The sequence below is a fragment of the Pseudomonas sp. N040 genome (assembly GCF_015637705.1).
Lineage (GTDB): Bacteria > Pseudomonadota > Gammaproteobacteria > Pseudomonadales > Pseudomonadaceae > Aquipseudomonas.
The window spans coordinates 1-253 of record NZ_JADOBE010000028.1 but is presented as its reverse complement, the minus strand read 5'-3'; the positions used below and the strand labels follow the sequence as shown (position 1 = coordinate 253).

1 protein-coding gene is annotated in these 253 nt (G+C 69.2%); it reads left to right on the top strand.

Annotated features, from left to right (window positions below; translation table 11 throughout):
• A partial coding sequence (locus ISX93_RS17030; RefSeq protein ID WP_195779948.1) for an autotransporter-associated beta strand repeat-containing protein occupies window positions 1-253 on the top strand: 253 nt, incomplete at both ends.

The following is a 253-nucleotide window of genomic DNA, read 5'->3' as shown; positions in this document are numbered from 1 at the left end:
CAGCGGCACTACCACCATCAGCGCCGGCACCCTCAGCATCGGCGCGGGCGGCACCACCGGCAGCCTGGGCAGCGGCGCCGTGGTCAACAACAGCAACCTGCAGATCAATCGCAGCAACGCCGTAACCGTCGCCAACGCCATTTCCGGCACCGGCGCGATGACCAAGCTGGGCGCCGGCACGGCTACCCTGACCGGCAACAACACTTACAGCGGCGGCACCACGGTCAGTGCCGGCACCCTGCTGCTGGGCTCC